This window comes from Mucilaginibacter agri (assembly GCF_009928685.1).
GTDB lineage: Bacteria > Bacteroidota > Bacteroidia > Sphingobacteriales > Sphingobacteriaceae > Mucilaginibacter > Mucilaginibacter agri.
In genome coordinates, this window is record NZ_WWEO01000040.1 from 216,004 (window position 1) to 236,463 (window position 20,460).

Below are 20,460 nucleotides of genomic sequence, written 5' to 3' on the forward strand. Positions count from 1 at the left end.
ACTTAATTTAAATGAGCGGTGGGTGGTAAGTTTAACGAGCATACACAACGGGCACAAGTATCATTTTGCCCCTCCTTTAATATTTTTCGGAAGGCAATGGCCTCGGGTGTATTTAAGATTTCGTTAAGGCTTTTGTCGCGGATGTTACCCATAGATTCGTGGAAGAAACAGGGCTTCACACTGCCATCGGCTTCAATAACGGTTGATACCCAAGGGGCATTACACTTTTTGAATGGAAATGGATTTAAGCCATAAAACGCAGCGTAATACCGGTATATGTTGTACAACTTCTCGTCAGATTCGGCTACCAGCCCTGGGTGGCGGCGGCTGATGATCACTACCTTGTTTACGGCTTTAATCAATTCAGGCAGTTCGTTTTCTTGTATCAATACCTCATCCTGGCGCGGTGTTTCCCAAGCCATTTGGCGGTTAAAGGCATGGCTAGTTACGTCCGCAGGTAAAAAGCTGATCTGCTGTATCCCCATACTCCGGGCAGCCTGGATAATATCAGGCCATTTACGGAAGTTAAGGCGGTGGACAACGCTACGGGCGGTAATCTTGAAATCGGGTTTTAACGATTTCAAGAAGGCAATACCTTCGCGCATTTTGCGGAAAGCGCCAGGCACGTTGCGGATCTGGTCATGCAGTTGCTCGTCGCCATCTAAAGAAACTATTACTTCATCAACGTACTTAACAATATCATAGGCGTGTTTCCGGATAGAAAGGCCAGTGGTAAGCAACACAATTTTAATGTTATGCGGCCTAAGTAATTCGCAAAGCTTAAAAAAATGTGGATTAAGCAAGGCCTCGCCGCCCGACATTACAACTTGCTGCGTACCCAGTTTTTTAAAAGTAGCCAGCAGGTCGGAAATATCGGTTTCGGTAAGTTGTTTCAGGTTCTTGTTGTCCTTCCAGATGTCGCACATTACGCAGCGGCAGTTGCAGGCGCTATGAGGCATTAGTATGGCAATGGGCAGGGCATGTATCCTGTCGGTTTCGAGGGTACGTACGCGCTGCACAGTATGATAGATGTTTTTGAGTTGCATGTGGGTTCTGTTGTTAAAATCCCTGAATTTCTGGTTGACGGTAGCGCCAAACCTTTTGTAAAAGTTTAATCTCGTAAGGGTAGTGGTACAAGCTGGTGCGATAACGCAGGTTGGCCAACAGCTTAATAGCCTTACGTTTAATAACGTTCAGTTTAATATCTGTAACTGTAGGGTAGCAGCCGTTAAGTACGGTTTCGAAATTGCGGATTTTGTCTACCATTTCAGGCTTTAGCCAGGGCGTTAACGGGTTTTTGCGAAGATCAAAATTCTCCCAGGCCGGGCTAATCCAGTCTTCCAGAACCTGGGGGAATTTAAACCCGGCCTCCACCACCTGCTTATACAATTCCGACCCCTCTGTGGCTACCGGGCTATAGGTATAAATCACAATTTCTGTTTTTGGGTTAATAGCCTTTACTTTTTTAATAAAGTCTATATCGAAGTCAATCTGCTTCATTACTTCCTCGGGCGTCGGGGCGGGGGTGCCTAGCACAAAAGAGTATTCGGGGATAATGTCAAATTTCTTTAACCGCTCGGCAAAGCGTAGTATTTGTGCGCCGTTTTGTGTTCCGCCTTTATCCATCTGCTCCAACACCGCATCATTACCACTCTCGGCACCAAAGAAAATAATTTTACAACCCGACCGTCGGATCAGTTCCAGCGACTCGTCTTTAAACTTATCCATGGTATCAATGCGCGCCATGCCCCACCAGGTCATGTTATCATTCATTACCAGTTTGGCAAATTCAACCGCACGTTTTTCAGAAACAAAGAAGTTGTTGTCGTGAAACTCTATGGCATCGGCACCCCATTTTTCTTTAATATATTTTACATCCTTATAAATGTTCTGGGCCGATTTCCCTTTCCAGCGTGCCTCATAAATTGGCACAACAGAACAAAACGAACAGGTAAATGGACAGCCAATACTCGAGTGATAGGCCAACGTATGATCGCCCAGGTAGGTTTTTCCTAGAAATTTCGGAATAGGATAAAATTCGTTCAGCTTATCGTAGGGCAGCGGCGGCAAAGTGTCCTGATCGAGCAGATCGGCTTTGGCGGTTTTGTAGATCTTGCCATCAACCTTGTAGATCAGGTTTTTGATCAGCTCATAAGGTTGAAAGTTTTCCAGCGCATCCACCAGTTGCAAAAAGGCGTGATCGCCAGGGCCGTTGATAATAAAATCAACATAGCCCGAGTTTAGCGAAACCTGATCGTATATAGATGGAAAGTATCCACCCCAAACCATGGTGGTGTTAGGATAGTGCTTTTTAATATGTTTAGAAATGGGTATTGCTTGCCTTAACTGAGGGCCGGGTATTACCGTGAAACCCAGGTAACGAAATTCGCCGGTATCTAGGTAGCTGGTTATTTTTTTAAGGGCATCGTGTTCGCAGTTTCCATCTACAATTACCCACTCGTACTTGCCTTCAACAGAGGCGGCAATGTTAAGGATGGAGTTAGGTATGCGATATTTGTTATTGGCGCTACGGGGGTTAAACAGCAATATTTTGTTCATTTTTCAGCGAGCTTCTGTATAAAGATTACGCTGCGATTTTGGCATTGGTTGCCTTGTGGAATGATTAAAATGGGCGACAAATCTCCTAAATAAACTCCCTCCCCAGGGGAGGGGTATGTTGGCCCGTAATATGGCAGGGAGGGGTCTCTCAACAGCCTTGGTGCAGACACCCCTCCCTGCCCTCCCAAGGGAGGGAATCGCACAAGGCCGCGCTTTTTTTCACCATGGCCGTTGAAATGGCAACCATTACCCCGTTTGGGTCGTATTATTTGAGTAAAGCCGCTATAAAATGATCGCTCAACTCAAAGGTTATCTTAACCATTTCAGATTTACTAAACCTGTTCCGGACACGCCATCTGAAACAGCTTACGACTTGTGGGCGGCCGAGTACGACCGTCAGCCCGATAACCTGATGCTGGCTTTGGACGAGCAGATCTTCGGCTCGTTACTGAAAACCATCGACCTGAAAGATAAAATAGTGGCAGATATGGGTTGCGGTACGGGCAGGCACTGGTCTAAATTGTTTAAGGGGCAACCTGCGCGTTTAACTGGTTACGACGTTTCGGGAGGTATGCTCGACGAATTGAAGCGCAAATATCCGCAGGCCGATATAGTAAAATTAACCGGCGATCTGGTGCCTCAGCTTAACGATAACTCATTAGATATAATTGTCTCGACCCTTACGGTAGCGCATATTGATAACATTGATGATGTGGTTAATGCCTGGGTAAAAGCGCTTAAACCGGAAGCTGCTGTTATTATTACCGACTTCCATCCTGAAGCATTGGCCATGGGGGGTAAACGTACCTTTAGTGTACAAAACCAAAAAATCACCATACATAATAACGTACATCCCGTTAGCATGCTTATCAATAAATTGGCTGCTCATGGCTTTGGCATCACCGCACTGGAAGAGCGTTTGGTTGATGAAAGCGTTAAGCATTACTACGAAAAGAAAAATGCTTTAGGGGTTTACGAAAAATTTAAAGGTCGGCCTATTATTTACGGCATGTGTTTAAGCAGAACTAAAAATGATACTCCGCAACCTGCACTTAATTAACGGCAGCGCACCTGTTGATATAAAGGTAGAAGGCCGCCTTATTAAGGAAGTTTCTATCGAAAATTCGGGAACGGACGATCTGTCGATCGACTTTGATGGCGCACTGGCTTTTCCGGGATTAATCAATTCGCACGATCATCTGGATTTTAACCTGTTCCCGCAACTTGGAGATAAGCATTATCAGAACTATACCGAATGGGGAAACTATATTCATAAATACTATCAAGAAGAAATTCAGCGGGTGTTAAAAGTACCGCAGCCTCTGCGGGCCGCATCGGGAATATATAAAAACCTTTTGGCTGGGGTAACCACAGTGGTTAACCACGGCGACGGAACCAAATTTACAAGCGACCTGATCCATGTGGTTAACGAGTACCACTGCCTGCATTCGGTAAAGTTTGAAAAGCGCTGGAAACTGCGATTGAACAATCCCATGAATTTGCGGAAGCCCTACGTGATTCATACAGGCGAAGGCATTGATGATGCAGCAAGCAAGGAAATAGATGAATTGCTGAAATGGAATTTGTTTAACAAGAAACTGATTGGCGTACATGGGGTAGCCATGCAAACGCACCAGGCAGAAAAGCTTGAAGCATTGGTTTGGTGCCCGCAGTCTAACTTTTTTCTGCTGAATAAAACAGCGGGTATTGAAGCCCTGAAGCAACATACACCCATATTGTTAGGCACGGACTCTACGCTTACGGGTAGCTGGAATATCTGGGAGCATTTGCGCCAGGGTTTGAAAACCAATCAATTAACCGCGGTAGAATTAGCGCAAAGCCTAAGCACTACCGCAGCATGGATATGGAAATTAAACACGGGTGTACTTAATGCCGGAAAAGATGCTGATATTGTAATTGCAAAAACCAAGGATAACCAATTAGATACGCTTTTTGATATTGATCCTCAACAGTTAATGCTGGTGATGCATCGCGGCCGCGTAAGTATGTTTGATAAAGAAGTATATCAGCAACTGGCCGGTCAGCATTTTCCGGTGCAGCAATATAATTGCATTAATGTTGGTAATACCAGCAAGTACGTGCTGGGCAATATTGCCGCATTGATAGGGCAAATTAAAATTTATTATCCCGAAGCCCGATTTCCTGTTATTGCCAATTAAAACACTACCAACAATGATAAAACTGGTCGACGTTACCTATTATAGCCACCTCGAGTATCAAAAACCCGAGCAGGTATTAGAGCGCCATCACCTGGTTACACGTTACGCCGGTTTGTTGAAAGATAAAATGCACATCCTGTTTTTAAAACATGCCGGGTTTGAGGGATTTTGTGTCGATAATGGGCTGCTTTATTATTTTTTTAAGGGTGTTAACAAATTCAGATACCTGGCTTTAAGGGCCAACAAGCTAATTGCCAATCAGGAACCCGATGTAGTATTGGTGCAGGGACTGAGTTTTCCGATGGAGGTTATTGCTTTGCGGTTGCAGTGCGGATCGCGATGCAAAATTGTGGTACAACACCACGGCGAACAACCTTTTACCGGCATCAAACTCTGGCTGCAAAGGTTGGCCGCGAAAATGACAGACGCATATCTTTTTACCTCAGAAGGTAATGCCGAGGCGTGGCAGGATAAAGGCGTAATCAAGAAACGGCATCAGATTTTCGAAGTGCTTGAGGCATCAGCGCAGGTTTCGGCTTACAACAAACAGAATAGCCGCAAAAAGCTAAATATTCCGCTGGGTGTTAAAACATTTTTGTGGGTTGGCAGACTTAACGCCAATAAAGATCCGCTGTGTATATTAAAAGCATTTGGCCACTATCTTAATCTGCAGCCCTCTGCACTATTGTACATGATTTACCAGACGGATGATTTGCTTCCTGATATAAACGTGTTGCTTGAAAATGATTCCCGGCTTAAAACTGCAGTTATATTGGTGGGCAAAACAACGCACAATGACCTGCCATGGTGGTTTAGTGCGGCAGATTATTATTTATCGGGCAGCCATAAGGAGGGCAGTGGTTACGCCCTGTTAGAAGCTATGGCCTGCGGATGCATCCCTGTGGTTACAGCTATACCACCATTTCGTAAAATAACAGCTGAAGGCAAATACGGGTATCTTTTTAAACCCGGAGATTGCTGGGATCTATACCGCATGCTTTGCAAACTGGAGCAGCCCCAAATGCTAACTTCCGAAGCTGTGATCAACCACTTTAACGAAAGTCTCTCTTTTGATAGGATAGCGGAAGATGTTTATGAAGCGTGCAGGATGGTTGTTGGTTCCTAGGTTATTGAGTTATTGGTTTCGGTATCCTTGCTCGTTTGTCTCGACTTGTCATTTGTTTGATATAGCTCCATAACTTGCTGTGCGATACTTTCTATACTATATAATAAGATTCGTTCGTGTTTAAGTTTTGGTTGTTGAAGCAGGCCAATTACCCGCCTTTGCATTTCATTGATATCGGCTACCACGTGATGTTGATCGGCCACAACGTTCATTGGTTTGCAAAAGGATACTACGTGTGCGCCGGCATATAAGGCTTCGGCCAATACGGAGCCAAAGCCTTCGTATTCGGAAGGGTGCACAAACACCCGCGATTGCCCCATTAATCTGATCACTTCCTGATGCGGAACTTCACCTAACAAATTGATGTTATTCTCGAGCTTATATTGCGATATTAAGTCTCTCAACGCGTTTTCTTCGGGTCCTTTACCACAGAGAACCACGCGTAGTTTAGGAAAATAAAGTACAGCAAGACGGACAGTTTCTATCAGCAAATGGTACTGTTTAAGAGGAATAAGTGAGCCTGCTCCCAGAATATCGATGTGCCTTTTTACAGGTGTATCCGAAAATAAATCAGCTTCGATACCAACTGGTATGGTATGTTGCGGACGAATGCCGTAGTGGCGATCCACGCTGTCGGCTACAAAATCAGATAGTGCAATCAGATCGTCGCCCATGGGATTAACGCGTTTAAAAAATCGGTTCCCGGCTTTGGCATCTTGCCCCAATAGCCAAATATGATGTTTGAGTTGATGCTTTTTTGCAAAACGCTTACCCACATAGGCGCACTCGCCCAACCAAAAACTAAGGATACCCAGCAGGCGATATTGTTTATTCAGAAGTTGCAGTTGTCGCCAAACGCTGGTCCATGTAAGCAATCGGAATCCTTTGCCCCAATCTTTACCATTAAAACTCACTATTTGTACACCATGCCAGTTATAATTATCCCTGCGAAAAGGGTAGTGGAAGCTGAGCACGATTAGGTGCGTATCCGGGTAGGTTTGTTTTAATGCCTTTACAAATACTTGCTGCGGCGGCAGGCAAGCAGTATCACTTTCATCAGCGGCAAAACCGGGGCTTAATATTATCAGCGCTTTAGGCTTCATCGAGCGTTATAATTTTGTTGCAGTACGCAAGGCTCTGCTGATTGTGGGTAATGAAGAGGATCATTTTTCCGTCTTGTGTCAATAGTTTTAATGCGTTTAAAATGCGTTGTTCGGCTTCATCGTCCAGTTCGTTAAAGGGCTCGTCGAGTATCAGCAGGTCGAAGTTTTTATAGAGCGCGCGGGCCAACATAATGCGCTGGCGCTGGCCGCCGCTTAGGTTATTGCCGTTCTCTGTCACTAGTTTATGGATCCCTTCGGGATATTCGGCAATCAACGTATCGAGGCCGCTGATGCGTAAGGCATTATTTAGTCTCACCTCACTATATAAGCCGTCGGTTAACACGATGTTTTTAAAAATGCTATCATGCAAAAGCAAAACAGATTGCTTTACGTAGCTGATCCGTTCGCGATAGGCGGCACGCAGGTAGGCGTCGGCAGGTTGTTGGTTGAAGCTGATCTGCCCTCCATGAGGTTCAATAAAACCCAGCAGCATATTAATTAAGGTAGTTTTACCGCGGCCGGAAAATCCGCTGATACCTGCAAAATCACTTGCGGATAATTGGAGGTTCAGGGTTTCAAATATCTTACGCTCTTTATAACTGAATTTTACTGCCTTAAATTCGATCTTGTGGATTGGCTCTAGATCTTCAAAATCAGTAATATCTGCTTGCTCAACCTCAGGCAGCATGTTGTTCAGCACATGTTCGTAAGCCCTTATCTGCCCGGTATAACTGATAATATTTACTAAACCTGGGATTATTTTATAAGCAGCCGCCATAAATACGCCGACGGCAATGAGGTTATCGCCGTTGCCATTGTGCGAATTAATAAAAATGATAATGAAGATCCCAGCTATTGCAAACACCTCAAACAGCCTCGACGGTAAAACCTGGATGCTTTGCAGGTCTGCAAGATTGGCATTCAATTGCTGCTGATGTTTAATATATCGATCAGAGAAAAAAGTGAATTTGTTATAGATATGGCTTTCAATATAAGCCGAAAGCGACTCTTTAAGGTACTGCAGGCTTTTCTCGCTATTAATGCGGGTGGTGCTGCGTACCGTTTTGATCTTTCTACGCACAAAATACGACACGATAAAAACAGGTGGTAAAATAAATACGGTGATAATGAGGAAAAGCTTGGCATTATAAATCAAAATGGCTACTACCGCCAGCACAATCAATGCGGCCTGCACAATAATTTGGTGCAAGCCCGATAGGATATACTGAGAAAATTCTATCGGTTGCTGCCCGATCTGGTACATATACACCGATGAGTCGGTATTAACAAAGTTGAAGTAATCGCCATGCAGGTATTGCAGTAATTTGGTATTGGATAGCCTCGCCGCAACCCGGTAACTAAAGCGATATTGTGATTGTGTGATCAAGTAGCCAATCAGATTTTTCAGGGCGAAGAGTAGTAATGCTGTTATGGCTACCATTAAAAGATTGCCGGTAATCCAATTGGAAAGTGACGTACCAAATCCCACCACCTGGCCGCGATTTGCGATAATATTTACGATCCAAACAACAGCACCCAAAAAAGCAATGTCCAGCACGCTGATTAAAATTCCAAAAAAAACATGGCGATTTAACCCTTGCCTTTCTGCCGGTGTAAGCGCCAACCGAATATGTTTAATGGTGTTATACACAACTGTTATTATCGAAATTTAAAAAAAGTGTTCCCGGCTTGCTTGATTAAGCAAGTAATGGAGAACCTATATTTATAATCTTATCTGGGTTGTGCCGAAGTTAAAAACCAGCTAAAGCCCACCGCCAAACCGGTTGATTGCAGGTTTACCTTGCCGTAACCAATATCAGTTAGCGGCAGTTTCATATAAGGGCGTATGTTAAGGCCAAACTTGGCACTTAAACGCCTTTGGTAATCAGCGTTTAAGTTAAGCACACCCATGATATGCTTGTTTTGGTTTTTAATATCGTAATCACTCGGGCCGTTGTAAGTGCCGGTATTATCGTAATCGAAGTGGTAGTTTTCGCGCAGCATAAAGTAAGATGACAAGCCCGTACCTATGCTAAACCGGTTAGCTCCCTTATTATATACGCTGTAATCGATATTGATGGGGATATCCAGCACACGGCAGTCGGCATAAACATCTGTCGGCTGGGTTTTAAAGTTATAGCTGGTAGAGTATTCGCTAAATGGCACCATGTATGGCTTTTTGGCATACAGTGCACCGGTGCTGATGGTTAACTTTTTGGTTAAGCCGATTGATAGCGCCATGCCAACGGTAGTACCCACTTGCGTGCGGGCAAAAGAGCTATTTACCCCATTAAAATCGGGCGCAGCCAATACGCTTAATACAACCGGGTGTTTATAACCAAACGATGAAGTATACGCCATCTTCTGTTTCTGCTTAACCTCTGCGGCATAGCGGTCAGACCTAACATCCAATTGTTTATCTATTGGGTTTAAATCGGTAATACTTTGGCTGTTCAATGTACTATTGCCTAAAGTTATGCCTGCAACGGCTTGTAGGTCAGTTGATTTTCTGTTTGCAATAGACTCATCTCCTGTGTTTATGTCGCCCGGGTTAGTATTGCCTATATTGTTGGTTGTTGGCTGTTCAGCAACTGTTAATGAACCCTCGGTTAATTTATCTATGCCGTTATTTTTGGGTTGCGTATTGCCATTTCCATTGAATCCTTTATGATGCAACGGCTGTGCAGCAGTCAACTGAGTAGCAGGTAAGTCTTTAACAGACAGACTTTTTTCCGGTTCAACGCTAGTTGTATTTTTCGCGGTATTAGTAGGGTTTAAAGTAGACGTTTTATCATGATTGCTAGCGATTGGATTGTTATTAACTGTAGGCTGATTACTGTTACCTTTTGAAGGTTTTACACGAGCTGTATTTTTAACAGCATCTGGTTTAAGCTCAGGGCGTAAAAAGAAAAACCCTAAGGCAAGCAACAACATGGCGGCAATTGCACCAATAATAACCGGCAAGCGGAAAATAATGCCGCGGCGTTTCTTTTCCTCATCCAAAAGTTGCTCCATAGCATCCCAGTCATCATTGCGAAAGGCAATGTTGTCCTCGGCTTTGGAGAGGCCTTCTTTAAATACCCGGTCCAGGTTATTGTCGTCTTCCTCGTCTTTCATAACCTTATTCCGTTGTTCAAGAAGCCCAGATACAGATTGCCGTTGCTTATTGCAACAATCTGCGTGTCGCTTGTGCCGTTAAAGTTTTTTGGTAGCTCGGCAGCTTTCAATATCATTTTTTTTAGTTTTTCTCTTGCCTTAAATAAGTTGGATTTTGATGTGCCTGCAGATATACCCAGCATTTCGCCAATTTCATCGTGCGAGTAACCCTCAATTGCAAACAGGTTAAATACCGTTCGCGCCGCCTGCGGCAATTGCTGTATCATGGCCAGTAATTCGTTATAGTTCAGCTTTCTATCGGGCAGCTCACTGTCGGCCAAATGTTCGGCTTTTTCCAGGTCGTCGGTATAGGCCATTTTGAGGTTACTGCGATAGTAATCGATAGACATGTTCATCATTATCCGGCCCATCCAAGCCTTAAACGGGCGCGAACTATCGTACTTATGCAAACTGGTAAACACTTTCATAAAGCCCTGGTTCATAATCTCAGAAGCCTCATAACGATTATTGGCATATCGTAAGCAGATGCCCATAGCAAAGCCGTAAAATGCATTGTACAGCATTTTCTGGCTCTTTCTATCCTGGGCTATACAGGCACTAATTAGTTGGTGTAAATCTGCTTCTCCCATAGAGGGGGTCTTACTGCTTTATGGTTCATGACACTCATCCGGTAGTTAACACGTAAGCAAGCTCCAAAAGGTTGCCTGGCGAATGAGAAAAATTTTAATATTTTTTTGTTGTTCTTTCAGGATACGTAATTTGTTAATTATCAGACTTGTGAATTATTGAAATATGTATATTTATGGAGTTCGGCGCTATAGTCAATATACTACAAATAAATGCTTAGATAATAAAATTTTAGCTGTAGGGTATTGTAGTTATTTGTAGCCCACTGCCCGTTATAAACCATAGCGATATGACCAGATTATTAAGGCTGATTTTATGTATAGCCGCTTTAATGCCCTTTGCTGTTTTTGCCCAAAGCGATTCGACCATTATTCCGCTCTGGAAAAACGGTGCGCCGGGTTTCGAAAACCGTAAGGATGAACCCGAGAAAGGTGGCAAATACACTTACAATGTAAATAACCCAACCATTACAGTTTATATGCCGCCAAAGGATAAAGCCAACGGAGCGGCTATAGTGGTTTGTCCTGGTGGAGGGCACCGTATACTGGTATTTAATTCGGAAGGTACAGAACCGGCCCACTTTTTAACGCAGCTGGGTTTCGTGGTAGCCGTGTTGAAATACAGGTTAGCTCGTGACACCAATTCGCCGTATAAATTGCAGGTGCATGCTAAGCAAGATGCCGAACGCGCCATAAGAACGGTACGTAGCAATGCCGGTAAATGGGGCTTCGACGCTAATCGCCTTGGTATTATGGGATTTTCGGCAGGAGGGGAAGTAGTGGATTGGGTTGCCTTTGAAAAAGGTGATGGTGACCCCAAAGCTGCTGACCCAATTGAGCGTGAGAGTTTTAAAACCAATTTTGCCATAATGGTTTACCCGGGCCCGCTAGGGGTGCCCGAAGTAGTGCCACCAGATTCGCCACCTGCTTTCCTGGTAGTTGCCGATGACGACGAATGTTGTTCCCCACCCGTTATTAAGCTGCTGCAAAAGTATCGCGAAGCAGGGGTGTCTGTAGAAGCACACATTTTTTCTAAAGGTAACCACGCTTTTAACATGGGTTATCGATCCAAACTGCAAACCCTCAAAAACTGGCCCGCGAGATTGGTAGACTGGTTTGTAGATAATGATTACTTTAAAAAGCCGATTGAGCCGGTGAAGAAGTTTTGATGAACGGGTTCCCTTCCGATTGTCATTCAGAGCGATAGCGAAGAATCTTCTTTATCAGAAAAGGACTTTCGTCTTGCGAAGAAGATTCCTCCTCCGTCGGAATGACAATTTGGGTTTCGTTCACTCATTGCGTTAAACGGCGATCAACCGGTGTTCTTTATTCAAATAATAAGACCGATACTCCAACGGATGCTTATTGGTGATGGCTTTAAACTGATGATAGAAATGGGAGATATTGTTGTACCCACACGCATAACCAATTTCTGCAACGTTCATGTCTTGCTCTACCAGCAGGCGGCAGGCGTGGCCAATGCGAACTTCTATTAAAAAATCGAGGTACGTTTTCTTGGTTTTCGCTTTAAAATATCGACAGAACGAGTGCTTGCCCATGGCAATCAGCGCGGCAACATCCTCAACCAATATTTTACGCTGAAAATTGTTAAAGGTGTATTCAAAAATTTTGTTGATGCGCGACTTATCCAGGTTGTTTACTTCGTGGAAGAAACCGTTGCTTGATATCGTTTCATACTCTTGCGTTGAGGAAATGATCTCCAATGCCGATAACAGGTGAATCATCCTTTTGGCGGGCGATTCGGTCAGCATTTCTTCGGCTATTTTGGCAATTTTCTTACGGGCTTCACCTTTAATGCGCAAGCCCAATTTAGAAGCATCTACCGCACGTTGTATAAATTTAGCTTCGGGCAGATTTAAAAAGGTATTACCCAGCATTTCCGGTTCGAAAAGTATTACCACAGATTCGCCTATCTTTTCGTCCGTGCGATGCAGGTACTTTCTTTCGTGCCGGAAGGTATGCGGCAGGTTAGAGCCCAATAAGTAAACATCATTATTTTTAAACGGGCCCACATAATCGCCAATTAAACAGGTTCCAGAGCTTCTTTTAATTACCAATAATTCAACCTCCGGGTGGTAATGCCACGAACTCAGCATCTCCGCCCCAACATCTTTATGAATATTAAAAGAGTGGTCGGGTGTGGTGGTGGTTTTCTTTAGTATCGCTTTCATAATTGTTGTTTAGGTTGAATTAAGTATCGTCTTATTGCTAAATTTACGTAAAAGAACCTCGCATGTTGTATGTATTATATTAACTAAAATATGTGATTTGTTTACTAATTATGTTATAATAATACATAAAAGTATCCAATGTTATTATGTGTCGGATACGTAAAGCGATCCGGGAAAGTGGCGGGTTAATATAGTACACGTAATTGTTAGCATCTTTGTAAAGAGGGTGATAATTATTGCATTAATTTGCGCCAGATTATTACGCATCAACAAATACTGAATATTAACAAAGCCATATCGGCTGAGCATAATTATGGAAAAACATACATATGGGGTTGTAGGCCTTGGCAAAATGGGGCTAAACCTGGCCTTGCAGGCGGCAGAAAAAGGTTATCAGATTATCGGTTACGATAAATATTTACCCGCACAACCCGAAACGGAAAATCTTACACTGGTAAATAGCTTACAGGAACTGATAAACAAACTCGACCGCCCACGTAAAGTATTTATATACATACCTGCCGGCGCGGCCATAGATGTGGTTATTGGCGAATTGACCCCCTTATTAGAAGAAGGCGATATTATTATCGACGGCGGTAATTCTTACTGGGGCGATAGCATCCGCAGAGCTAAAGAATTGAAAGCAGATAAAGGTATTCACTTGATTGATTGTGGAACCAGCGGCGGCGTAAGCGGTGCTCGTAACGGTGCCTGTTTTATGATAGGCGGCGATAAAGAAGCTGTTAGTCAGATTGAAGGTTTGCTGAAAGATCTTTCCGTTCCCAATGGTTATACACACACCGGCGCTTCGGGCTCTGGGCACTTTGTGAAACTGGTACATAACGGTATTGAGTTTGGCATGCTGCAAGCTATAGGTGAGGGGATGGATCTACTTGCACATTATCGCGAAGAACTGAACATCAGCGAAATTCTGCACACCTGGAACCATGGTTCGGTAGTACGCTCGTGGCTGATAGAACTAATGAAGAAACTGTACGACGAAAAACAAGGCTTTAATGTGCCATCATATGTTGAGGATACCGGCGAAGTAAATTGGTTGGTAACCGATGCTATGCACATGGAAGTTTCTATTCCGGTAATAGCCCAGTCGGTTATGCAGCTGATCGCTTCGCGCGATAGCGAAAACATTGCTCCTAAAGCCATCGCTATGATGCGCAACGGTTTTGGCGGGCATCCATTTGGTACAGACGAAGGCATCCGTTACGAACGACACTTTGGTAAAGTTGGCGGCTACGAACAGCCTGACAGCAAATAATATTAAACCGTTACCCGGGTCAATGTTAACGACCCGGGTGATGGTTTCTTAAATCGTAACTACCAGGCGTTGGCCGCCGGTTAGTTCCATATCCCAAAGTTTGGCAATGTCTTCCAGTTTTACGGTTACGGTTTCTACTTTAAGTTTTCCATCAGCAGCCAGCTGAAACATCTCTGGGAGTATCTCGCCAAATAATTTGCCAACCTGTGCTTTAGACCAGGCTCCCAAACCCGAACCCGATAATTGAAGGTCGACACTCCTAAGGTTTTGTGCAGAGAGTTGAATAAGCTCGCCTGACATTTCGCCTACAGATACATATCTTATCCGGTTGGTAAAAGTGCCATTTCCCTTTAGGCAGGCGAATATGATTTGGGCGGTGTCGCCCCACAGGTAATCCAGGATTACATCAATTGGCGTTAACGAATGAATCGCCGTAATCCGATCTTTAAAATCTTTGTTATCGTCGTTAATTTGTATTATTTCATCTGCACCAAGTGATAAGAGCTTTTCCAGTGAGGCTTGGTTTCTGCCCGTAGCGATCACTTTTTTAGCGCCGTAATGCTTGGCCAGCTGCACCGCAACTCTACCAGTAAAACCGGTTGCGCCGTTAACTAATACTATGTCCCCCGGCTGAATATCCGCCTTAAATTTTAAGCCCATAGCCGAACCGATAACGGCGTTGGGCAGCGCAGCGGCAGTAATATCATCCAGTGTTTCCGGGACCGGTACAATTCTGTCTTTATGGATCGTTGCTTTTTCGGCCAGCATGCCGCTTACACCCATGCCATAAACTCTCGAGCCATTAGGTAACAGGCAAATGCCATCGCCCCCCACCACGCGGCCATCCGTTTGTTGGTGGGTGTTACTGGAGTAGTGTTTGCCCGAAGCCTGGCTTTTATCGAGATGCTTAAGGGCTACCGCTTTTACCGTTACCAGTAGTTCATCGTCGTTTTTAATAACCGGTTCGGGGAAGTCTATATATTGAGGCATTGTGCCTTTTTGATACATTACTGCTGCTTTCATTTTCTTTCAAATTTGTTAATACAAAATTAGATAGCACAAAGTGGCAGCACGATAACATATGTTATCAAGTTTAAAAATGCGGGTTGCCTTTAGCCAGCTTGCTTTTAATGCGGCTGAGGTGCACAGTGCTCACACCCAGGTACGATGCAATGTAATGTTGTGGTACCCGCTGTATAATATGCGGCCTCTGGGTCAGTAGATTTTGGTAGCGTTGCTCTGGCGTATCACGAATAAAGGATACAAACTCGTTCATATAATGAGTTTGCCTTATGGCCCACATTTGTAGTAATAGCGAGGTGAAATCGGGTTCGTGGCTCAGATCATCTATCAATTGAGCGACATACTGTCGGGGTAACAAATAGATAATAGATGGCTCAATGGTTTCGATAGTAAACGTGCTTGGTATATGGTTTATAAAACTATCGAGCGAGCTTAATCCGTCATTCTCGAAGAAAAACTGCACCGTTTTATCATCACCCTTATTGTTGAAGAAAGTGCGCACGCAGCCTTTTTCTATGAAGATGTAATTCTGAGATACGCTGCCTTCTTCCAACAGAACAGACTTTGCAGGTACTTCCATCCGCTTCTGAAAGGGGAGGTACTTATCCCAATAGGCATTTAGCTGCGGAAATTTATCTCTGAAATGAAAAAGCATCGTTTGGACATTAGAACTCTAATATAAGCCCATTAATCATCAAAGTTGTCTGGCGTCGATCAATTGATTGTTAGAAATAGATGTTTTATATTAAATTAAAACTTTATATAATCTAAGTAAATTTTTGATTATAAAATTTCTACAGTTTAAATTAAATCATGCTGTCAAAACATCGCCAGCAAAAGTGTTAAATATAAGCCTCAACTTAGCATCGGCCATTTTGGTTCGACTATTTGTTAAATTATTAATTGTTCAACATGAGATCACCGCCTGATAAGTTTTAACCCATCCGTTACGATATGGATCGTCCGAACGGTATGTTTGGGCTGATTATTAATTGTTTAGTTATTGATATTTAAAAATGGAATGTAATTATCGCCGGGGAATAAAATATTAAGTTACCCGACCGACAAAATGGGGGTGAATAAAATAATCGATAAGCATTGTTATATTGTTAATTTTTCTACGTAATATTTGTATAACCATTTGCAAATGAGAAGTAAAGTTACCTTAAGCTTCATTTTAGCTTTAACATTTATAGCGTGCAAAAAATCGGATGAGGTTGCCCTGGTAAGCTCTGATTCGATACAAGGAAACTGGAAGTTTTTGGAGAGCAGCAATGTTACTATCGCTGGTTTATTCAAACATCCCGCCGATCCATCAAACCCAATTATTATCAATTTTAATGAATCATCCTATACCGAAACTGACGCTGGCAAGGTTGCTGTTACCGGTACCTATGCCCTGGTAAATAAGTACGAATACATCCCGGGTTATTTTGCCGATAGCGTTTTAACCGTAAACAATGAAGCGAAGGGTAAATACAAAATTCATCGTGGCCAACCCGATACCTTAGTACTTAACGCGATTGATCATGGGCCAGATTATGATTGGAATGCGCGGTATTTGCGGGTGAAGTAGGTTGAAGAGTGTGAGAAACAGAGAGGCAACTTGGGACTAGCTGATGCAGCTTGCGTTAAGATAGTAGTGGAAAGCCCGGAGCGTAGCGAGGACTTGCAACGGATAGCCTGACCCGTAGGGTAACGCCCGAACAATGGAAATCAGAATCAACAGTCAGGATTGGAAATCCTCACAGTTATTAAAAAATAAAACTCCAATTCAACTAAACCCTAAATCTAAAATCTGATATCCGAAATCACTATCTCTCCACACCCTTCCAAACTTTTCCACAAGTAGCCCAAATGCACCGCCAACAGCTTAACTTTACGGATTAATTATTTTTATAAGCTTGGCAAAAACCGCTACTAAAGAAACGCCGCTGATGCAGCAGTACAACGAGATCAAAGCTAAGTACCCGGGTGCTTTGCTTCTGTTCCGCGTTGGCGATTTTTACGAAACTTTTGGGTCCGACGCTGTTAAGGCGGCCGGTATTTTGGGTATCACGTTAACAAGGCGCGCCAACGGTGCTGCCACGCATATCGAGTTGGCGGGCTTTCCGCATCACTCTATCGAAACCTATCTGCCAAAACTGGTGCGAGCCGGTCAGCGAGTGGCTATTTGCGATCAGCTGGAAGATCCGAAGACTACCAAAACCATTGTAAAGCGTGGGGTTACCGAACTGGTTACACCCGGTGTTGCCACTAACGACAATATTTTACAACAGAAGCGCAATAATTATCTGGCTTCGTTATACTTCGAGAAAAATACCATCGGTATTGCGCTGCTCGATATTTCTACCGGCGAATTTTTAACCGCGCAGGGTAACACCGGTTATATTGATAAGCTATTACAAAGCTTTGCGCCAAGCGAGGTTATTTACCCTAAAAGCCGTAACCACGATTTCAGGGATACTTTCGGCGATCGTTTTTATACCTACATGCTTGACGATTGGCCTTACAGCGGCGACTATGCGCAGGAGACGTTGTTAAAGCATTTCGGCGTTAAATCGCTTAAAGGGTTTGGTATCGATAAGTTGAATCTGGGTATTGTAGCCGCCGGTGTGGCGTTGCATTATCTGAATGAGACCGAGCATCGCAACCTGCAACATATTTCGGGTATTTCGAGGATAGAGGAAGACCGTTATTTATGGCTTGACCGCTTCAGTATCCGAAACCTGGAACTGATTGGTTCCACCAATGAACACGCTATGACACTGGCCGATGTGCTGGATCATACCTGTTCGCCAATGGGGGCACGTTTGCTGCGTCGTTGGATTGTAATGCCGCTTAAGGAATTGAAACCCATTACCGACAGGCTCAACGTAGTTGAACACCTGATTGCCAACGACGAGCTGCGTGAAGAATTGCAGCAGAACATCAGGCAGATAGGTGATCTCGAAAGGCTGATCTCTAAAATTGGTTTGCAGAAAGCCAATCCGCGCGAGGTTAGTCAGCTAAAGAGAGCTTTATCAGCAATTGACACTATTAAAACGATGTGTTCACAGGCTGAAAGTGCACCCCTAAAAGCCATAGGTGAGCAGTTGAATCCCTGTACTATCATCTGTGAAAAAATAGGCCGTGAACTTAGCGCCGAGCCACCGGTAATGATAGCCAAAGGCGGCGTAATGGCCGAAGGCATTAACGAAGAGTTAGATCGCCTGCGTAAAATCGCGTTCGGGGGTAAGGGTTATTTACTGGAAATTCAAAAACGCGAAGCCGAGGCAACGGGCATCCCGTCGTTAAAGGTTTCGTTTAATAACGTTTTTGGATATTACCTGGAAGTCACCCATTCGCACCGCGATAAAGTACCTTCGGAATGGATCCGTAAGCAAACGCTGGTAAATGCAGAGCGTTATATTACGCCCGAATTAAAGGAGTACGAAGAGCAGATTCTTGGTGCCGAGGAAAAGATCCTTGCCCTGGAAACAAGGCTTTACAACGAGCTTTTATATGCGCTAACCGAATATATTAAGCCTATACAGCTTAATGCGCAGTTGATTGCCCGTTTGGATGTATTGCTCAATTTTGCTACCATATCGCAAAAAAACTACTACGTTAAGCCGCAAATAAACGATGGCAGGGTAATTGACATTAAAGGTGGCCGCCACCCGGTTATAGAACAGAACCTTCCACCGGGTGAGGCTTATATCACCAATGATGTATTCCTCGATTCGGAGTCACAGCAGATCATCATTATTACTGGTCCCAACATGGCGGGTAAGTCGGCCTTGCTGAGGCAAACCGGTTTAATTGTGCTGATGGCGCAAATGGGTTGTTTTGTGCCAGCTAAAGAAGCCGCAATAGGGGTGGTAGATAAGATCTTTACCCGTGTGGGCGCGTCTGATAATCTATCGTCGGGCGAATCTACCTTCATGGTGGAGATGAACGAGACCGCCAGTATCCTAAATAACCTTTCGGATAGAAGCTTGATTTTGCTAGATGAGATTGGCCGCGGTACTTCAACTTACGATGGTATTTCTATTGCCTGGGCTATTGCGGAGTATTTACATAATCATCCAACGGCACAGGCCAAAACACTTTTTGCAACGCACTATCACGAGTTAAATGAGTTGAGTAACTCTTTTAACCGTATTAAAAACTTTAATGTAACGGTTAAGGAGGTAGGGCATCAAATCATTTTCCTCCGTAAACTGGTGCCCGGTGGTAGCGAACACAGCTTTGGTATCCATGTGGCTAAACTGGCTGGCATGCCTCCAAAGGTATTGGCCCGGGCTAATGATATTTTAAAGAAACTGGAGCACGAACGCACCGGCGGCGAGCATATTAAAGAGAGTATTAAAAAGGTACAGAAACAAGCGTTGCAACTGCAAATGTTTTCGATAGACGACCCTATACTGGTTAAAATTCGCGACACGCTGAACAACCTCGACGTAAACACCCTCACCCCGGTTGAAGCCATGATGAAATTGGATGAAATACAGCGGATGCTGAAGAGTTAGTTTTTACTTTTGTTATTTCGAGTGATAACGAGAAATCTTTTGCATTGTTAGGGTATGAAGCAGAAGATTTCTCACATACGTTCGAAATTGCAACTCTACCAATTCAACGTTCTATGTTGATATGTTTATAACATTGCTTTTGCCTTATAATTAAAGCCCGTTATCTTGCCTGCATGATTTCGAAACTTACCTATCGAATTGCATTAATTTTATTTTCTGCCGTATTTCTGTTTACTTCCTGTAAGTCTAAAAAGGCTGTTTTAAAAGGCAGCCCGGGCGAAGTTGTAAAGCCGCAAGGTTTTATAGCTGATAAATATGCTGATATTATGGGGGTTGACCGCGGCGACATCCAAAATGGCCGCTTGTATAACTTTATTGAAGAATGGACCGGCACGCGTTACCGTTTTGGAGGGTTGGATAAAAACGGCATTGATTGCTCCGGTCTGGCTTATTTACTGGAGCAGCAAGTGTACGGTATCAACATCCCGCGGATGACCAGCCAGCAGATCACTGTTATAAAACGCAAATACGAGGATGAGTTACAGGAGGGCGATCTGGTATTCTTCGACTTTGATGGTAAGAAGTTTAGCCACGTTGGTATCTATCTGCAAAATGGCTATGTAGTACATGCCAGCACCCGTAAAGGGGTTATGATTGTAAGGTTGCGAGATCCTTCTATGTACAAGTACTTTTCGCGCGCGGGGTCTATCCAGCCCGATGCCGTTTATACCAGCGGGCAATAAG

General features: G+C 43.8%; 17 protein-coding genes. 8 read left to right on the top strand and 9 right to left on the bottom strand.

Annotated elements, in window-relative coordinates; genetic code table 11:
• Positions 1-2: 2 nt before the first annotated feature.
• Both GSY63_RS06780 and GSY63_RS06785 read right to left on the bottom strand, forming a co-directional pair.
• On the bottom strand, positions 3-1,046 hold the full coding sequence (locus tag GSY63_RS06780) for a radical SAM protein (RefSeq protein WP_166585033.1): 1,044 nt from the start codon (positions 1,044-1,046) through the stop codon (positions 3-5).
• Positions 1,047-1,059: 13 nt separating this feature from the next.
• On the bottom strand, positions 1,060-2,559 hold the full coding sequence (locus GSY63_RS06785; RefSeq protein ID WP_166585034.1) for a B12-binding domain-containing radical SAM protein: 1,500 nt from the start codon (positions 2,557-2,559) through the stop codon (positions 1,060-1,062).
• Positions 2,560-2,848: 289 nt separating this feature from the next.
• Between GSY63_RS06785 and GSY63_RS06790 the strand changes: the two genes are divergently transcribed.
• From GSY63_RS06790 to GSY63_RS06800, 3 genes are read left to right on the top strand one after another with little or no spacing between them, the layout of a single operon-like run.
• On the top strand, positions 2,849-3,619 hold the full coding sequence (locus GSY63_RS06790; protein WP_166585035.1) for a class I SAM-dependent methyltransferase: 771 nt from the start codon (positions 2,849-2,851) through the stop codon (positions 3,617-3,619).
• On the top strand, positions 3,591-4,739 hold the full coding sequence (locus GSY63_RS06795; protein ID WP_166585036.1) for an amidohydrolase family protein: 1,149 nt from the start codon (positions 3,591-3,593) through the stop codon (positions 4,737-4,739). Before GSY63_RS06790 ends, GSY63_RS06795 begins: the two co-directional genes overlap by 29 nt.
• Positions 4,740-4,752: 13 nt before the next feature.
• Positions 4,753-5,865: a glycosyltransferase family 4 protein gene (locus tag GSY63_RS06800; RefSeq protein WP_166585037.1), complete on the top strand. Its 1,113-nt coding sequence runs from the start codon at positions 4,753-4,755 to the stop codon at positions 5,863-5,865.
• Here the strand turns inward: GSY63_RS06800 and GSY63_RS06805 are convergent.
• The 4 genes from GSY63_RS06805 to GSY63_RS06820 form a co-directional block, all read right to left on the bottom strand.
• Positions 5,862-6,968: a glycosyltransferase family 4 protein gene (locus GSY63_RS06805; RefSeq protein ID WP_166585038.1), complete on the bottom strand. Its 1,107-nt coding sequence runs from the start codon at positions 6,966-6,968 to the stop codon at positions 5,862-5,864. The genes GSY63_RS06800 and GSY63_RS06805 overlap by 4 nt on opposite strands.
• Entirely contained in the window at positions 6,958-8,619 is a 1,662-nt protein-coding gene (locus GSY63_RS25060) for an ATP-binding cassette domain-containing protein (RefSeq protein ID WP_166585039.1), read from the bottom strand. The genes GSY63_RS06805 and GSY63_RS25060 overlap by 11 nt, the downstream gene beginning before the upstream one ends.
• Before the next feature lie 80 nt (positions 8,620-8,699).
• On the bottom strand, positions 8,700-10,085 hold the full coding sequence (locus GSY63_RS06815) for an outer membrane beta-barrel protein (protein WP_166585040.1): 1,386 nt from the start codon (positions 10,083-10,085) through the stop codon (positions 8,700-8,702).
• On the bottom strand, positions 10,082-10,714 hold the full coding sequence (locus GSY63_RS06820; RefSeq protein ID WP_166585041.1) for an RNA polymerase sigma factor: 633 nt from the start codon (positions 10,712-10,714) through the stop codon (positions 10,082-10,084). Before GSY63_RS06820 ends, GSY63_RS06815 begins: the two co-directional genes overlap by 4 nt.
• Before the next feature lie 287 nt (positions 10,715-11,001).
• On the opposite strand from GSY63_RS06820, the gene GSY63_RS06825 reads away from it, so the two are divergent.
• Positions 11,002-11,880, top strand: a complete 879-nt coding sequence (locus GSY63_RS06825) for an alpha/beta hydrolase (RefSeq protein WP_166585042.1) — start codon at positions 11,002-11,004, stop codon at positions 11,878-11,880.
• 132 nt (positions 11,881-12,012) lie between these two features.
• Here GSY63_RS06825 and GSY63_RS06830 read toward each other — a convergent pair whose 3' ends face one another.
• Positions 12,013-12,903 (bottom strand): AraC family transcriptional regulator, encoded by an 891-nt coding sequence (locus GSY63_RS06830; protein ID WP_166585043.1) that lies wholly within the window; start codon positions 12,901-12,903, stop codon positions 12,013-12,015.
• Positions 12,904-13,216: 313 nt separating this feature from the next.
• Here GSY63_RS06830 and gnd point away from each other — a divergent pair, with 313 nt between their 5' ends.
• Positions 13,217-14,179: a phosphogluconate dehydrogenase (NAD(+)-dependent, decarboxylating) gene (gene gnd / locus GSY63_RS06835; RefSeq protein ID WP_166585044.1), complete on the top strand. Its 963-nt coding sequence runs from the start codon at positions 13,217-13,219 to the stop codon at positions 14,177-14,179.
• Between the two features lie 48 nt (positions 14,180-14,227).
• On the opposite strand, the gene GSY63_RS06840 is transcribed toward gnd, so the two are convergent.
• Both GSY63_RS06840 and GSY63_RS06845 read right to left on the bottom strand, forming a co-directional pair.
• Positions 14,228-15,202, bottom strand: a complete 975-nt coding sequence (locus GSY63_RS06840; protein ID WP_166585045.1) for a quinone oxidoreductase family protein — start codon at positions 15,200-15,202, stop codon at positions 14,228-14,230.
• A 70-nt stretch (positions 15,203-15,272) separates the two neighbouring features.
• Positions 15,273-15,857, bottom strand: coding sequence for a Crp/Fnr family transcriptional regulator (locus GSY63_RS06845; protein WP_166585046.1), 585 nt, complete (start codon positions 15,855-15,857; stop codon positions 15,273-15,275).
• Between the two features lie 492 nt (positions 15,858-16,349).
• Between GSY63_RS06845 and GSY63_RS06850 the strand changes: the two genes are divergently transcribed.
• The 3 genes from GSY63_RS06850 to GSY63_RS06860 all read left to right on the top strand — a co-directional run bounded on the left by GSY63_RS06850 (position 16,350) and on the right by GSY63_RS06860 (position 20,459).
• Entirely contained in the window at positions 16,350-16,778 is a 429-nt protein-coding gene (locus GSY63_RS06850; RefSeq protein ID WP_166585047.1) for a hypothetical protein, read from the top strand.
• A 328-nt stretch (positions 16,779-17,106) separates the two neighbouring features.
• Positions 17,107-19,716, top strand: a complete 2,610-nt coding sequence (mutS, locus tag GSY63_RS06855; protein ID WP_166585048.1) for a DNA mismatch repair protein MutS — start codon at positions 17,107-17,109, stop codon at positions 19,714-19,716.
• A gap of 173 nt (positions 19,717-19,889) precedes the next feature.
• Positions 19,890-20,459 (top strand): C40 family peptidase, encoded by a 570-nt coding sequence (locus GSY63_RS06860; RefSeq protein WP_166585049.1) that lies wholly within the window; start codon positions 19,890-19,892, stop codon positions 20,457-20,459.
• Position 20,460: the final 1 nt, after the last annotated feature.

Excerpts from the sequence above, each read along its gene's own strand:
- GSY63_RS06780 (WP_166585033.1), bottom strand. The coding sequence starts at position 1,046 with ATGCAACTCAAAAACATCTATCATACTGTGCAGCGCGTACGTACCCTC.
- GSY63_RS06785 (WP_166585034.1), bottom strand. The coding sequence starts at position 2,559 with ATGAACAAAATATTGCTGTTTAACCCCCGTAGCGCCAATAACAAATAT.
- GSY63_RS06790 (WP_166585035.1), top strand. The coding sequence starts at position 2,849 with ATGATCGCTCAACTCAAAGGTTATCTTAACCATTTCAGATTTACTAAA.
- GSY63_RS06795 (WP_166585036.1), top strand. The coding sequence starts at position 3,591 with ATGATACTCCGCAACCTGCACTTAATTAACGGCAGCGCACCTGTTGAT.
- GSY63_RS06800 (WP_166585037.1), top strand. The coding sequence starts at position 4,753 with ATGATAAAACTGGTCGACGTTACCTATTATAGCCACCTCGAGTATCAA.
- GSY63_RS06805 (WP_166585038.1), bottom strand. The coding sequence starts at position 6,968 with ATGAAGCCTAAAGCGCTGATAATATTAAGCCCCGGTTTTGCCGCTGAT.
- GSY63_RS06815 (WP_166585040.1), bottom strand. The coding sequence starts at position 10,085 with ATGAAAGACGAGGAAGACGACAATAACCTGGACCGGGTATTTAAAGAA.
- GSY63_RS06820 (WP_166585041.1), bottom strand. The coding sequence starts at position 10,714 with ATGGGAGAAGCAGATTTACACCAACTAATTAGTGCCTGTATAGCCCAG.
- GSY63_RS06825 (WP_166585042.1), top strand. The coding sequence starts at position 11,002 with ATGACCAGATTATTAAGGCTGATTTTATGTATAGCCGCTTTAATGCCC.
- GSY63_RS06830 (WP_166585043.1), bottom strand. The coding sequence starts at position 12,903 with ATGAAAGCGATACTAAAGAAAACCACCACCACACCCGACCACTCTTTT.
- gnd (WP_166585044.1), top strand. The coding sequence starts at position 13,217 with ATGGAAAAACATACATATGGGGTTGTAGGCCTTGGCAAAATGGGGCTA.
- GSY63_RS06840 (WP_166585045.1), bottom strand. The coding sequence starts at position 15,202 with ATGAAAGCAGCAGTAATGTATCAAAAAGGCACAATGCCTCAATATATA.
- GSY63_RS06845 (WP_166585046.1), bottom strand. The coding sequence starts at position 15,857 with ATGCTTTTTCATTTCAGAGATAAATTTCCGCAGCTAAATGCCTATTGG.
- GSY63_RS06850 (WP_166585047.1), top strand. The coding sequence starts at position 16,350 with ATGAGAAGTAAAGTTACCTTAAGCTTCATTTTAGCTTTAACATTTATA.
- GSY63_RS06860 (WP_166585049.1), top strand. The coding sequence starts at position 19,890 with ATGATTTCGAAACTTACCTATCGAATTGCATTAATTTTATTTTCTGCC.